Source organism: Serratia sp. P2ACOL2 (assembly GCF_003691565.1).
Lineage (GTDB): Bacteria > Pseudomonadota > Gammaproteobacteria > Enterobacterales > Enterobacteriaceae > Serratia > Serratia liquefaciens.
In genome coordinates this window covers 1,144,905-1,158,488 of the sequence record NZ_CP033162.1, presented here as the reverse complement: position 1 = coordinate 1,158,488, position 13,584 = coordinate 1,144,905, and the positions used below count along the sequence as shown (strand labels likewise).

Below are 13,584 nucleotides of genomic sequence, written 5' to 3'. Positions count from 1 at the left end.
ATGGAACAGGTGATTGAGCTGGAAGCGCTGGAGAAACGTTTTCCGTCGCTGCAAAAACCGGCGGTCGCCAGCCTGACCACCCGGCTGACCAGCGGCGCGGTTACCGGGCTGGTTGGCCCGGACGGCGCCGGAAAAACCACCCTGCTACGCATGCTGGCCGGTTTGCTCAAACCCAGCAGCGGAACGTTACGCGTCGCCGGGCTGGATCCGATCGCTCAGGATCGCCAGTTGCATGCGATCCTCGGTTATATGCCGCAAAAGTTTGGCCTGTACGAAGATCTGACGGTGATGGAGAACCTGACGCTGTATGCCGATCTGCGCGGCGTCACTGGCGATCTGCGTAAACAGACTTTTGATCGGCTGCTGACATTTACCGATCTCACCCGCTTCACCACCCGACTGGCGGGCAAACTGTCGGGCGGCATGAAGCAGAAGCTTGGGCTGGCTTGTACACTGGTCGGGCAACCGCAGGTGCTGTTGCTCGATGAGCCCGGCGTCGGCGTCGATCCGATCTCGCGCCGCGAGCTGTGGCGCATGGTGCATGAGCTGGCCAACGACGGCATGCTGATCCTGTGGAGCACTTCCTATCTGGACGAAGCGGAACAATGCCGTGAAGTGCTGCTGCTCAATGAAGGGGAACTGTTGTTCAGCGGCGCACCTAAAGATCTCACCCAGCGCATGGCCGGGCGCACGGTGTTGATAGCACCACCAGCCGGCAGCCACCGTGCCTTGCTGCAACGGGCGATCTGCCTGCCTGCGGTCACCGACGGCGTGATCCAGGGCAAATACCTGCGCCTGATCCTGAAAGAAGGCGAAGATCACCGCCAGGTGTTGCAGGCGTTGGATCTGCCGGACGCCGAGCTGAGCGAAGCGGAACCGCGCTTTGAGGATGCATTTATCGATTTGCTCGGCGGCGGGCCGAACAGCAAGTCGGCGCTGGCGGAAATCATGCCAACCGTCGAAGGGGAAAGCACAGAAACCGTGATCGAAGCGCAGGGACTGACGAAGAAATTCGGTGACTTTGCCGCCACCGACCACGTGGATTTTAAAGTGCAGCGCGGCGAGATTTTTGGCCTGCTGGGCCCCAACGGGGCCGGTAAGTCCACCACTTTCAAAATGATGTGCGGGCTGCTGGTGCCAACCGAAGGCAAGGCGTTGGTGCTGGGAATGGACCTGAAAACCAGCTCGGGCAAGGCGCGCCAGCATTTGGGCTACATGGCGCAAAAATTCTCGCTGTACGGCAACCTGACGGTGGCGCAAAACCTGAAATTTTTCTCCGGCGTGTATGGTCTGAGCGGCAAGGCCCAGCGCGAAAAAATCAGTGAGATGTCCCGCGCCTTCAACTTCGACCCCATCATTAACCAGACGCCAGATTCCCTGCCGCTCGGCTTCAAACAACGGCTGGCGTTGGCCTGCGCGCTGATGCACGAACCGGATATCCTGTTTCTCGACGAACCCACCTCCGGTGTCGATCCCCTCACCCGGCGTGAATTCTGGCTGCATATCAACGGCATGGTAGACAAGGGCGTCACCGTCATGGTCACCACCCACTTTATGGACGAGGCGGAATATTGCGACCGCATCGGGCTGGTGTATCGCGGCAAAATCATCGCCGCCGGGACCCCGGACGATCTCAAGCATCAGGTGGCCAGCAGCGAGAACCCCAACCCTTCGATGGAGCAGGCATTTATCGAACTGGTGCAGGGTTATGATCAGGAGGAAAAAGCATGAATAGCGAAACGGCCAGCACCGACGACAGCGGTTTCTCCTGGCGGCGGTTGCGCGCGCTGTGCCTGAAAGAGACGCGGCAAATTATGCGCGATCCGAGCAGCGGGCTGATCGCCTTCGTCATTCCGCTGATGCTGCTGTTTATTTTTGGCTACGGCATCAACCTGGATTCCAGCAAGCTGCGGCTGGGGATTTTGATGGAACAACAAAGTGAAGAGGCACGCGATCTGGCTAACGCTTTTACCGGTTCGCCCTATATCGAGCCCACTATCAGCGACAATCGCCAGCAGTTGATCCAGCTGATGCAAGCCGGGCGCATCCGCGGGCTGGTAGTGATCCCCAATGATTTTGCCCAACGTATGGCGCGGCCGCACGACAGCGCCCCCTTGCAAATCATTACCGACGGCAGTGAACCCAATACCGCCAACTTCGTTCAGGGCTATACCCAGGGAGTGTGGCAAATCTGGCAACAGCAGCGCGCCACCGACAGCGGGCGCGAAGAAAAACCGCTGATCGACGTGCAGATGCGCTACTGGTTTAACCCGGCGGCCATCAGCCGGCATTACATCATTCCCGGCGCCATCACCATTATCATGACGGTCATCGGCGCTATCCTCACCTCGTTGGTGATCGCCCGCGAATGGGAGCGCGGCACCATGGAAGCGCTGCTTTCCACTCAGGTGACGCGAACCGAACTGCTGCTGTCGAAGCTGGTGCCATACTACTTCCTCGGCATGATCGCCATGGTGCTGTGCATGGTGGTTTCGGTGTGGGTGCTCGGGGTGCCCTATCGCGGTTCTCTGCTGATTCTGTTCGTCATCAGCAGCCTGTTCCTCGCCAGTACGCTCGGCATGGGGCTGCTGATTTCCACCATTACCCGCAACCAGTTCAACGCGGCGATGGTGGCGCTGAATGCCGCCTTTCTGCCGTCGATTATGCTGTCCGGCTTTATCTTCCAGATCGACAGCATGCCGGCCATCGTACGCGCCGTCACTTACATCATCCCGGCGCGTTACTTCGTCAGCACGCTGCAAACGCTATTCCTGGCGGGCAACGTCGGCACGGTGTTGATGATTAACCTGCTGTTCCTGATCGCTTCTGCGGTGGTATTTATCGGCCTGACGGCCTGGAAAACCCAGCGGCGGCTGGATTAAGGGGAAAGAAGATGTTTCACCGTCTCTGGACGTTAATCATTAAGGAAATGCAATCGCTGCTGCGCGACCCGCAGACCCGCGCCATTCTGATTTTGCCGGTTATTCTGCAGGTGCTGCTGTTTCCCTTCGCCGCCACGCTGGAAGTGACCAATGCCACCATTGCGGTGTACAGCGAAGACAGCGGCCATGCCTCGGTCGAGCTGACCCAGCGCTTTGCCAAGGCCAAGGCCTTCTCCCACGTGCTGCTGTTGCGCAGCCCCCAAGAGATACAAAGCGTTATCGATAACCAAAAAGCGCTGCTGCTGATCCGTTTCCCGGCACAATTTTCACGGGATATCGCCAGCGGCAATACGGCCCCGCTGCAGTTGTTGCTCGATGGGCGTAACTCCAACAGCGCACAGATCGCCGCCAACTACGTGCAGCAGATTGTGCAGGACTACCAAAATGAGCTGATCGGCAACCGTGCCAAGCCTAACAACAGCGAACTGGTGGTGCGCAACTGGTATAACCCGAATTTGGACTACAAGTGGTTTGTGGTGCCGTCGCTGATCGCCATGATCACCACCATTGGCGTGCTGATAGTGACTTCGCTGTCGGTGGCGCGCGAACGTGAACAGGGCACGCTGGAGCAACTGCTGGTGTCGCCGTTGACCACCTGGCAGATTTTTATCGGCAAAGCGGTGCCGGCGCTGATTGTCGCCACCTTCCAGGCCAGCATAGTGTTGCTGATCGGCATCTTTATCTATCAGATCCCGTTCGCCGGGTCGCTGCTGTTGTTCTACGGCACCATGTTGATTTACGGGCTGTCATTGGTGGGGTTCGGCCTGCTGATTTCGTCGCTGTGCGCCACCCAGCAACAGGCGTTTATCGGCGTGTTCGTGTTTATGATGCCGGCCATCCTGCTCTCCGGTTATGTTTCACCGGTGGAGAATATGCCGGTGTGGCTGCAAAACCTCACCTGGGTAAACCCCATCCGCCACTTCACCGACATCACCAAACAGATCTATTTGAAAGACGCCAGTTTCAGCATCATCTGGCACAGCCTGTGGCCACTGTTGGCCATTACCGCCACCACCGGCAGCGCCGCTTACGCCATGTTCCGCCGCAAAATTGCATAAAAAAAGACTCTGCGATCGAGATCGCAGAGTCTTTCTCTTCGCTGTAAATCCTATGGATTTCATGCTGCGGCTAGGCGACCAGCTCGTGTATCCCCAGGAGCTTACTTAAGTAAGTAACTGGGGTAGGCGAACGCAGTCAACAACGCTGCAGCTTGAAAGACGACGGATTTAACGGCGGTTGCCGAAAATGCGCAGCAACATCAGGAACAGGTTGATGAAATCGAGATACAGCGTCAACGCGCCGACAATGGCGTATTTGCGGAAGCTGTCTTTATCATCGGCGTTCAGTTGCTCGCCCATGGCCTTCAGTTTCTGGGTGTCATACGCCGTCAGGCCAACAAACACCACCACGCCGATGTAGGTAATCGCCCACATCAACGCCGTGCTTTTCAGCCAGATATTGACCAGCGAAGCCAGCACAATGCCGATCAGCGCCATAAACAGCATGCTGCCGAAACCGCTCAGGTCACGCTTGGTGGTGTAGCCGTACAGGCTCATCGCACCGAACATGCCGGCGGTCACCACGAAGGTGCTGGCGATCGAGCTGTAGGTGTAAGCGATGAAAATGCTGGAAAGCGTCAGCCCGGTCAGCGCCGAATAGAGCATAAACAGCGAGGTGGCGACCGTGCCACTAAGACGATTGACCATGCCGGAAATAACGAACACCAGCCCCAACTGCGCGATGATCAGGCCAAAGAAGGTGATCTGGCTGGAGAAGATAAAGTTAAGGATCGCAGGCGTATTGGCCGCGTACCAGGAAACAAACGCCGTCAACAGCATACCGCAGGTCATCCAGCCATAAACCTGCGCCATATAAGCCTGAATGCCGCTGTTGGCACGTTCGACGATTGAACCATTAGAGCGTGGATATCGGTCCATGACGGTTACCTTTTGCGTATGAAACAAGATTTCGACCCCCATTTGTGGGGCTCGGCCTGCTATAAGCGTACCACATAAAACCCGATGGCAAAGCGGCAAAGGTATTGATTTGTTTCCGCTGTTTAACGGTTATTTATCTGCGTTATGCCAGCGTTCCGCCGCCTGCCGATCGCTGTCGCGCGCATCGACCCAACGGTCTCCCTGTCCGACGGCTTCGCGTTTCCAGAAGGGCGCCCGGGTTTTCAGGTAGTCCATGATGAACTCGGCGGCCTCGAACGCCATGCTGCGGTGCGCACTGGTCACGCCAACGAAGACAATCTCATCACCGGGAAACAACTCGCCAACGCGGTGGATCACCGTTGCGCGCTGCAAGGGCCAACGGCCACGGGCTTCGTCCAGGATCTCCGCCAGCGCTTTTTCGGTCATGCCAGGGTAGTGCTCGAGCGTTAGCGCACTGACGTTATCGCCCAGATTATGGTTGCGTACCTTGCCGGTAAAGGTGACCACGGCGCCATCATCGTCGCACTGCGCCAACCACTGGTATTCGTCGCCGACGCTGAACGGCGCCTCACCCACGCGGATACGGGTATTTTCCACTCTTAACCCCCGGTTACCGGTGGAAAGAAAGCGACTTCATCGCCGGCGCGCAGCGGATGTTCGGCCGCCACCAGCGACTGGTTCACCGCGGTCAGCAGCTTGCCGGACTCCAGCGCCAACGCCCAACGGTCACCGCGTTCACACAGCGCCTTACGCAGCGCTTCAACCGTCGGGTAATCTGCCGGCATCGATAAATCGCCGGTGCCAACCAGTTCGCGTACCTGAGCAAAAAACAGAATATTAATCATAGCTCCACCTTAAAATCACCGGATTTGCCGCCGCTTTTCGCCAGCAGGCGCACCGGGCCGATCACCATGTCTTTCTGTACCGCCTTACACATGTCGTAAATGGTTAACGCAGCCACTGATGCCGCGGTTAAGGCCTCCATTTCAACACCGGTCTTGCCGGTCAGACGGCAGCAGGTTTCAATCCGTACCCGGCTGTGTTCGGGCTGTGCCTCCAACTGCACTTCGACCTTGCTCAGCATCAGCGGATGGCACAGCGGGATCAGCTCCCAGGTGCGCTTCGCGGCCTGGATACCGGCGATGCGCGCCGTGGCGAACACGTCGCCCTTATGGTGGCTGCCATCGATAATCATCGCCAGCGTGGCCGGCAGCATCTCGACGAAGGCTTCGGCGCGCGCCTCGCGCACCGTTTCTGCTTTGGCTGAAACGTCGACCATATGAGCTTCGCCCGCGGCGTTAATGTGAGTTAGCTGCGTCATAATTTTTATTTCTTTAGATGTGGCAGAAAGTTGCACGGGCGGTGACGCGCGTCCAACTGCTCTTCAATAATACGTTCCCAGGCGGTGCGGCAGGCGCGGGTCGATCCCGGCATGGCAAAAATCACCGTCTGGTTGGCCATACCGGCCAGCGCGCGCGACTGGACAGTGGCGGTGCCAATCTCTTCGTAAGACACCATGCGAAACAGTTCGCCGAAGCCTTCCACTTCACGATCGAACAGCGGCAGCAGCGCTTCCGGGGTGTAGTCTCTGACGGTAAAGCCGGTGCCCCCGGTGATCAGCACGGCCTGCACCGTTTCATCTGCGATCCACGCGGAAACGCGTGCGCGGATCAGATATTTGTCGTCTTTGACGATGGCGCGATCCACTACCCGGTGTCCGGCTTCAAGCGCCGCTTCTTGCAGGTACTGGCCCGAGGTGTCTTCCGCTTCGCCACGGCTGTCCGAAACGGTCAAAATAGCGATATGTACCGGAATGAATTCACTGCTGGCATGACTCATTGTTCACTTTGCTCCTATTCATAGGATACCCAATAGATTTCAAGTTGCAGCTAGGCGGCAAGGCCGTAAATCCCCAGGAGCTTACTCAGGTAAGTGACTGGGGTGAGCGCCCGCAGCCAACAACGCTGCGGCTTGAAAGATGCCGGGGATCAGCCGCCGATAAACGACAGGTTCTGCGTTATGCCACTGTTACCCTGATGCAGGAAGTGAGTCTGTTTCTTACTCAGCAGCCCGCCCTGGATGCGGTCCTTCAGTTCATCAAGCTGCTGATCATTGGTCAGCAGATCGCGCAGACCAATGCCCTGCTCGCCGAACAGACACAGGTGTAAATTGCCGATAGCGGAAACACGCAGCCGGTTGCAGCTGGCGCAGAAATCTTTTTCATACGGCATGATCAAGCCCACTTCGCCCTGATAATCCGGATGGCTGAACACCTGCGCCGGGCCGTCGCTGCGGCCACGCGGCTGACGCTGCCAGCCCTGCTGTTCCAGCTGCAAACGGATCACTTCACCGGAAACGTGGTGCTTGCGAAACAGATCGCCCCCCTCGCCGGTTTCCATCAGTTCGATAAAGCGCAGTTGAATCGGGCGGTCTTTGATCCAGTTAAGGAAGGCGCCCAGCTGTTGGTGGTTAACGTCACGCATCAGCACCGCGTTGACCTTCACCTTGCTGAAACCGGCGGTAAAGGCGGCGTCGATGCCGTCCATCACCTGGCGGAACTTGTCCTGCCCGGTAATGGCATGAAATTGGCGGGGATCCAGGCTGTCGACGCTGACGTTGACCGCCGTCAGGCCGGCATCACGCCAGCCGGCGACGTCGCGCGCCATACGGTAACCGTTGGTGGTCACGGCGAGCTGGCGGATGGCCGGGTTTTCACGCACGGCAGCGATGATCTCGGTGAAATCGCGGCGCAGAGAAGGCTCTCCGCCGGTCAGGCGCACTTTTTCGGTGCCCAGTTCGGCGAATGCGCGACTGACGCGTCGGATCTCATCAAGCGACAAGAATGTTTTCGGGCTGCCGTTCGGGCGGTAGCCGTCCGGCAAGCAGTAGGTGCAACGAAAGTTGCACACGTCGGTGATCGACAGGCGCAAGTAATAGAACTTGCGCTCATAAGCATCAATGAGTTGCGGCACCATAACACCTTCCAAAGTCGGGAGATGCGAACGTTTCCGCTCTGCACCCTGGTGGCTGACTTCGCCACGGCCCAAGCGCCATATTGTTCGCAGGAACAACGTAGGCCCAGAGGCTAGGAGTTTTGGTCTCAGTTCCCGCAGTCGGAGTAGCCGGAACGAAACCGTGGTTTTCATCGGAATTCTAGCGCTAAACAAACGCGATAGCCAACGCGCAATTTCGCTATATAATTGTGTATACAGCGATTTTAGGCGATTCCTAATCTGATAAACCATGATAAACAGCCTTTAGGGAGACGAATTGACCGGAATCACGCAAACCACACTCTTTTTCGCGTTTTTACGCCAAATCCGCTACTTTATGCGGGCAGTTAAGCCCCCTTGTAAGGAAATTTATGCGTAATCGAACCCTGGCCGATCTCGATCGGGTAGTGGCATTAGGCGGCGGTCATGGTCTTGGTCGCGTGATGTCTTCCCTGTCGTCTTTAGGCTCCCGTTTAACCGGTATTGTCACCACCACCGATAACGGCGGTTCTACCGGCCGTATTCGCCGTTCGGAAGGGGGCATTGCCTGGGGCGATACCCGTAACTGCCTGAATCAGTTGATCACCGAACCGAGCGTGGCTTCCGCGATGTTCGAATACCGCTTCAGCGGCAATGGCGAACTGTCTGGGCACAACCTCGGCAATCTGATGTTGAAAGCCCTGGATCACCTGAGCGTACGCCCATTGGAAGCGATCAACCTGGTGCGCAGCCTACTGAAGGTGGACGCGGCGCTGATCCCGATGTCCGAACAGCCGGTGGACCTGATGGCGCACGATCATGAAGGCAACCACGTTTACGGCGAGGTGAATGTCGATCAACTGACCGACATGCCACAGGAGCTGATGCTGTCACCTCACGTCAACGCAACGCGCGAAGCGCTGGATGCTATCGCGCAGGCCGACGTGATCCTGATAGGACCGGGCAGTTTTCTGACCAGCCTGATGCCTCTGCTGTTGCTCGATGACCTTACGCAGGCTCTGCGTCGCAGCAGCGCCAATATGATTTATATCGACAACCTCGGACGCGAATTAAGCGTCGCGGCGGCAGCCTTGACGCTGAAGAACAAGCTGGAATTGATGGAGGCGAAAATTGGCCGCCAAATGATCGATGCCGTCATTGTCGGACCAACGGCAGATACCCGTGAAGTGCAAGATCGGGTGGTGATCAAACAGCCGCTGGAAGCGCAGGATATTCCTTACCGCCACGATCGTCAGTTGCTGCGCCAGGCGCTGGATCAGGCGTTGATCGAGTTAGGTGCCCGCGCCTGAGCGTTTATTTGCCGCCACGTAGCCACGGGTTATCGCTGGCGGCCTGCTCAACCATGTCGAGATAAAGATCTTCCACCTGTTTGCGCGCCCAGGGCGTGCGACGCAGAAATTTCAGGCTGGACTTGATGCTGGGATCGCTGCTGAAGCAGTTGATGCGAATGCGTTCAGCCAGCCCTGACCAACCGTAGTTTTCCACCAGTTTATTCAGAAGCTGTTCCAGAGTGATGCCGTGCATCGGGTCTTTGGACTGGTGTTGGGTCATGGTCGGTGGCTCGCAGTAGTCAAATGGCCGCACACCATAATCAGCTTTGGCGGAGGCGACAAGGATTTTATGTTTTGGCGGCGCCGCGGTCTGCAGCGCGCCAATGGGTTATGAAATGGCAATAAACTGCTCGCGCAGCTGGTGGATTTCGTCACGCAAGCCCGCCGCCTGCTCGAACTCCAGGTTTTGCGCGTGGGTATACATCTGCGCTTCCAACTCGCGAATCTTCTGATCCAGCGCTTTTGGCGTAAGATTTTGGTACTGAGCGGCGTTTTCCGCAGCTTTGCCCTTCCCTTTGCCCTTGCTGCGGGTACTGGGTTTACCCAACTGCAAAATATCGGAAATTTTCTTGTTCAGGCCCTGCGGTACAATGCCGTTTTCTTCGTTGAACGCCTGCTGTTTGGCACGGCGACGCTCGGTCTCGCCGATCGCTCTGGCCATCGAGTCGGTAATTTTGTCACCGTAGAGGATAGCTTTACCGTTGAGGTTACGCGCCGCACGGCCAATGGTCTGGATCAATGAACGTTCGGAACGCAGGAAGCCCTCTTTATCGGCATCCAAAATTGCCACCAGCGATACCTCTGGCATGTCCAGCCCTTCACGCAACAGGTTGATACCCACCAGCACGTCAAACTCGCCCAGGCGCAGGTCACGAATGATTTCGACCCGTTCCACGGTATCGATGTCCGAGTGCAGGTAGCGCACCCGCTCGCCATGCTCTTCCAGGTATTCGGTCAGATCTTCCGCCATGCGTTTGGTCAGCGTGGTAACCAGAACACGCTCGTTGATGGCCACCCGCTTGCGGATTTCGGAAAGCAGATCGTCCACCTGGGTGGTCACCGGCCGCACTTCGATTTGCGGATCCAGCAGCCCGGTTGGGCGCACCACCTGATCGATAATGTCACCACCGGATTTTTCCAGCTCGTATTTGCCCGGCGTAGCAGACACATAGATAGTCTGTGGCGCCAGCGCTTCGAACTCTTCAAAGCGCAGCGGGCGGTTGTCCAGCGCCGACGGCAGGCGGAAACCGTATTCCACCAGCGTTTCCTTGCGTGAACGGTCGCCTTTGTACATACCGCCGATTTGCGGAATGGTCACGTGGGACTCGTCAACCACCAGCAGACCATCTGCCGGCAAATAGTCGAACAGCGTCGGCGGTGGCTCACCCTCGCCGCGCCCGGACAGGTAGCGCGAATAGTTTTCAATGCCGGAGCAGTAGCCCAGTTCGTTCATCATCTCCAGATCAAACTGGGTGCGCTGCGTCAGACGCTGTTCTTCCAGCAGCTTGTTATTGGCCAGCAGCACCTTGCGCCGCTCGGCCAGATCCACCTTGATCTCTTCCATCGCCTGCAGGATCCGCTCGCGCGGCGTCACATAGTGCGATTTGGGGTAAATGGTAAAACGCTGCACCTCTTGTTCGATCTGGCCGGTCAGGGGATCAAACAGCGAAAGCCGTTCGACCTCTTCGTCAAACAGCTCGATGCGCAGCGCCAATTCATCCGATTCCGCCGGGAAGACGTCAATCACTTCACCCCGCACGCGGAACGTCGCGCGCTGGAAAGCCTGATCGTTGCGGCTATATTGCAGCTCCGCCAAACGACGCAGGATCGCCCGCTGATCGATGATCATGCCTTTGGTCAGATGCAACATCATCTTCAGGTACAAATCCGGATCGCCCAGGCCGTAAATCGCCGATACCGACGCCACCACGATCACATCGCGGCGTTCCAACAGCGCTTTCGTCGCAGAAAGGCGCATCTGCTCGATGTGTTCGTTCACCGAGGCATCTTTTTCGATAAAGGTGTCGGAGCTGGGGACGTAGGCCTCCGGCTGATAGTAGTCGTAGTAAGAAACGAAATACTCGACCGCATTCTCGGGAAAGAACTCTTTCATCTCACCATACAGCTGCGCCGCCAAAGTTTTATTGGGCGCCAGCACCATGGTGGGTCGGTTGAGATCGGCGATCACATTAGCGACGGTGAATGTCTTGCCCGAGCCGGTTACGCCCAGTAGCGTTTGGTGAGCCAGGCCGTCTTCCAGGCCCTCTTCCAGCTTACGGATGGCTTCCGGCTGGTCGCCGGCCGGCTTGAATTCGGAATGCAGTTTGAACGTTTTACTCATTGACTCGGCTACCCTGTGGAGATGCGCGCGCTCAGGCGGCCATGGAGCTGCTGCTCGGTGAATGGCCTCTAATTATGGAAAGCCCCGGCGATTTTCGCCAGTGCCTATGATACTGGATATAAAACCAGCTTCAAGCGGTTCGTTGCTTTGGCGTGCGTCAATCCGGGCTGAATGCACCGCCAGAGTTACAGCGGCGTGACATTTTTATTGTCAATAACAGTTTTATCCCCAAAATCCGCCACGAATTAACTTATTGATAGCACTGTGGCGAAAAATCATACATAGGCACTTCATCAATACAGAGGCCGCTTGATTTTAGTTAATTTATTGATTAATAATGATTTTATAAAAAAGACGAGATTGCGGACAAAGCGAACAGAACCCGCGTCCGCTCTCGCTTTAAACCGGTTTTCTAAATCTAATGCACAAGGTTATCCACAGGAATAGTGGATAACTCTCACCGCCCCGCCCCCGGCGGGAGTTGCAGAAAGAACGCTTTTTGGCGTTTCTTCTCGCCAAGATGGCTTTTTTAGTTATTTTTTCACAAAAATATCGCTTTGTTTATGCCGATTAATGCTAAAAAGACCCATTGCCAAAAACAGATTTGTCCCATTGTTACCTTCCTTTGCTGCATCTTGAGGCGAGCGATGAAATAGCTTGCACCATAACTCTTCTGCTCAGCACCGGAAGAGTGCAAAAATCGTCCGTGTTAACTTTCCCGCTATTTTCCGCTATTCCACCCAGCCCGCGTCTGGCGCGCCAGGCCGTTAACAAGGCAATAACAATCTCTGATTTACAGCGTTCAAAAAGTTGGCCCAAGGGTTGCATTACCCTTTGACGGCGAAAGTGGGCTCGGGGAAATCTACGCCCCGAAACGGCAGAATGAGCTGTTCGGGGTTTAGCGTCACGCCAATACGAATCAACTGACATTGGCGACATAAACATGAGAGAGCGCTAACGAATGGCCTTTAGGTGCCATTTTCACCTATGTATTGCTTGCTTAAGTCAAAACTTAACTACCTCGTTGAAGGTAGCAGATCAGCATTTTGTTCCAGACATTGAAACACTCGGGAAAGAAACCGCTAAGGCGGAAATCGCAGTAGGGAGTGGATTAAGCGAGGAAGAAGGGGTTCGTCCCCCTTCCCTGCACCGGCCGCCTGCGGTTCCGGCGGGTGAAATCGGCGCGGCCTGTTAACGCCGCGTTACGCCGACGCCCGCTATGGGCGTACAACCACGAGTGGAAGACAGGTCTTTGAGGAGAATGCCGGATGTTGAGTTTAAGGTCAGTGAATCAGTTTTATGGGCAAAACCATACCCTGTGGGATATCAATCTGGAACTGCCGCGTGGCCAATGTACGGTGCTTATCGGCCGTAACGGCGTAGGCAAAACCACGCTGGTCAACTGCATTATGGGTCATTTGCCGGTGGTCAGCGGCAGCATGACCTGGCAGTTGGCAGACGAACCCCCGCAAAATCTGCTGCAGCAGCCGGTAGAAACCCGAACGGAGCTGGGGATCAGCTACGTTCCCCAGGGGCGACAGATATTTTCACAACTCAGCGTTGAGGAAAACCTGCAGGTGGCGCTGATGGCCGGACGCGATAAATCCCGCCGCATCCCGCCGTTGATTTATAACCTGTTTCCCAACCTGAGGGAGATGCGCGGACGTCGGGCCGGCGATTTGGGCGACGGTGAACAGCAGCAGCTGGCGATTGGCCGCGCACTGGTACTGGAACCAGAGCTGCTGATCCTCGACGAACCCACCAGCGGTGTTCAACCGTCCATCGCCGCCGATATCGGCAACGTGATCCGCAAACTTAACCGGGAACTGGGCATGACTATCCTGCTGGTGGAGCACAAACTGCCCTTTGTCCGCCGCGTGGCAGATCGCTTTTGCCTGATGGATAAGGGCCGCAGCGTGGCGGATGGTACGCTGGAACAGTTGGATGAGGACTTGATCAATGCCTATCTGGCGGTGTGATAAGCAGGGACGCAAATAATGCGTCCCTGCTTTTAATTAGCCGATGCTGAATTAACACCTC

The 13,584-nt window shown here is 56.6% G+C and carries 13 protein-coding genes and 1 riboswitch; of the genes, 5 read left to right on the top strand and 8 right to left on the bottom strand.

Going from position 1 to position 13,584, the window contains the following annotated elements:
* Genes EBA31_RS05530 through EBA31_RS05520 form a run of 3 tightly spaced genes read left to right on the top strand, consistent with a single transcriptional unit; the run spans position 1 to position 4,000 of the window.
* Positions 1 to 1,731 (top strand): ATP-binding cassette domain-containing protein, encoded by a 1,731-nt coding sequence (locus tag EBA31_RS05530; RefSeq protein ID WP_122077653.1) that lies wholly within the window; start codon positions 1 to 3, stop codon positions 1,729 to 1,731.
* A complete protein-coding gene (locus tag EBA31_RS05525) occupies positions 1,728 to 2,882 on the top strand; it encodes an ABC transporter permease (protein ID WP_048761234.1) in 1,155 nt (384 codons plus the stop codon). Before EBA31_RS05530 ends, EBA31_RS05525 begins: the two co-directional genes overlap by 4 nt.
* 11 nt (positions 2,883 to 2,893) lie before the next feature.
* On the top strand, positions 2,894 to 4,000 hold the full coding sequence (locus tag EBA31_RS05520; RefSeq protein WP_020825729.1) for an ABC transporter permease: 1,107 nt from the start codon (positions 2,894 to 2,896) through the stop codon (positions 3,998 to 4,000).
* Positions 4,001 to 4,168: 168 nt separating this feature from the next.
* Here EBA31_RS05520 and EBA31_RS05515 read toward each other — a convergent pair whose 3' ends face one another.
* The 6 genes from EBA31_RS05515 to moaA all read right to left on the bottom strand — a co-directional run bounded on the left by EBA31_RS05515 (position 4,169) and on the right by moaA (position 7,854).
* Entirely contained in the window at positions 4,169 to 4,879 is a 711-nt protein-coding gene (locus EBA31_RS05515; RefSeq protein ID WP_020825728.1) for a Bax inhibitor-1/YccA family protein, read from the bottom strand.
* A gap of 129 nt (positions 4,880 to 5,008) precedes the next feature.
* The gene (moaE, locus tag EBA31_RS05510) at positions 5,009 to 5,476 is read right to left on the bottom strand and encodes a molybdopterin synthase catalytic subunit MoaE (protein ID WP_122077651.1); all 468 of its coding nucleotides are present in this window, start codon (positions 5,474 to 5,476) and stop codon (positions 5,009 to 5,011) included.
* 2 nt (positions 5,477 to 5,478) lie between these two features.
* Complete coding sequence (moaD, locus tag EBA31_RS05505) at positions 5,479 to 5,724, bottom strand: molybdopterin synthase sulfur carrier subunit (protein WP_012005757.1); 246 nt, start codon at positions 5,722 to 5,724, stop codon at positions 5,479 to 5,481.
* Positions 5,721 to 6,200: a cyclic pyranopterin monophosphate synthase MoaC gene (moaC, locus tag EBA31_RS05500; protein WP_122077649.1), complete on the bottom strand. Its 480-nt coding sequence runs from the start codon at positions 6,198 to 6,200 to the stop codon at positions 5,721 to 5,723. The genes moaD and moaC overlap by 4 nt, the downstream gene beginning before the upstream one ends.
* Before the next feature lie 5 nt (positions 6,201 to 6,205).
* Positions 6,206 to 6,718, bottom strand: coding sequence for a molybdenum cofactor biosynthesis protein B (gene moaB / locus EBA31_RS05495; RefSeq protein ID WP_122077647.1), 513 nt, complete (start codon positions 6,716 to 6,718; stop codon positions 6,206 to 6,208).
* A 149-nt stretch (positions 6,719 to 6,867) separates the two neighbouring features.
* Positions 6,868 to 7,854, bottom strand: a complete 987-nt coding sequence (gene moaA / locus EBA31_RS05490; RefSeq protein WP_020825724.1) for a GTP 3',8-cyclase MoaA — start codon at positions 7,852 to 7,854, stop codon at positions 6,868 to 6,870.
* Positions 7,841 to 7,983, bottom strand: a riboswitch (molybdenum cofactor riboswitch). (Overlaps the previous gene by 14 nt.)
* A gap of 260 nt (positions 7,984 to 8,243) precedes the next feature.
* On the opposite strand from moaA, the gene yvcK reads away from it, so the two are divergent.
* Entirely contained in the window at positions 8,244 to 9,161 is a 918-nt protein-coding gene (yvcK, locus tag EBA31_RS05485) for a uridine diphosphate-N-acetylglucosamine-binding protein YvcK (RefSeq protein ID WP_020825723.1), read from the top strand.
* Between the two features lie 4 nt (positions 9,162 to 9,165).
* Here the strand turns inward: yvcK and EBA31_RS05480 are convergent, their stop codons facing one another.
* Both EBA31_RS05480 and uvrB read right to left on the bottom strand, forming a co-directional pair.
* Positions 9,166 to 9,423 (bottom strand): VF530 family DNA-binding protein, encoded by a 258-nt coding sequence (locus tag EBA31_RS05480; protein ID WP_020825722.1) that lies wholly within the window; start codon positions 9,421 to 9,423, stop codon positions 9,166 to 9,168.
* A gap of 108 nt (positions 9,424 to 9,531) precedes the next feature.
* Complete coding sequence (gene uvrB, locus EBA31_RS05475; RefSeq protein ID WP_020825721.1) at positions 9,532 to 11,544, bottom strand: excinuclease ABC subunit UvrB; 2,013 nt, start codon at positions 11,542 to 11,544, stop codon at positions 9,532 to 9,534.
* A 1,268-nt stretch (positions 11,545 to 12,812) separates the two neighbouring features.
* Here uvrB and EBA31_RS05470 point away from each other — a divergent pair.
* Positions 12,813 to 13,523: an ATP-binding cassette domain-containing protein gene (locus EBA31_RS05470; protein ID WP_041414306.1), complete on the top strand. Its 711-nt coding sequence runs from the start codon at positions 12,813 to 12,815 to the stop codon at positions 13,521 to 13,523.
* Positions 13,524 to 13,584: the final 61 nt, after the last annotated feature.

Excerpts from the sequence above, each read along its gene's own strand:
- moaD (WP_012005757.1), bottom strand. The coding sequence starts at position 5,724 with ATGATTAATATTCTGTTTTTTGCTCAGGTACGCGAACTGGTTGGCACC.
- EBA31_RS05480 (WP_020825722.1), bottom strand. The coding sequence starts at position 9,423 with ATGACCCAACACCAGTCCAAAGACCCGATGCACGGCATCACTCTGGAA.
- yvcK (WP_020825723.1), top strand. The coding sequence starts at position 8,244 with ATGCGTAATCGAACCCTGGCCGATCTCGATCGGGTAGTGGCATTAGGC.
- EBA31_RS05525 (WP_048761234.1), top strand. The coding sequence starts at position 1,728 with ATGAATAGCGAAACGGCCAGCACCGACGACAGCGGTTTCTCCTGGCGG.
- moaB (WP_122077647.1), bottom strand. The coding sequence starts at position 6,718 with ATGAGTCATGCCAGCAGTGAATTCATTCCGGTACATATCGCTATTTTG.
- moaA (WP_020825724.1), bottom strand. The coding sequence starts at position 7,854 with ATGGTGCCGCAACTCATTGATGCTTATGAGCGCAAGTTCTATTACTTG.
- EBA31_RS05515 (WP_020825728.1), bottom strand. The coding sequence starts at position 4,879 with ATGGACCGATATCCACGCTCTAATGGTTCAATCGTCGAACGTGCCAAC.
- EBA31_RS05520 (WP_020825729.1), top strand. The coding sequence starts at position 2,894 with ATGTTTCACCGTCTCTGGACGTTAATCATTAAGGAAATGCAATCGCTG.
- EBA31_RS05530 (WP_122077653.1), top strand. The coding sequence starts at position 1 with ATGGAACAGGTGATTGAGCTGGAAGCGCTGGAGAAACGTTTTCCGTCG.
- EBA31_RS05470 (WP_041414306.1), top strand. The coding sequence starts at position 12,813 with ATGTTGAGTTTAAGGTCAGTGAATCAGTTTTATGGGCAAAACCATACC.
- moaC (WP_122077649.1), bottom strand. The coding sequence starts at position 6,200 with ATGACGCAGCTAACTCACATTAACGCCGCGGGCGAAGCTCATATGGTC.
- uvrB (WP_020825721.1), bottom strand. The coding sequence starts at position 11,544 with ATGAGTAAAACGTTCAAACTGCATTCCGAATTCAAGCCGGCCGGCGAC.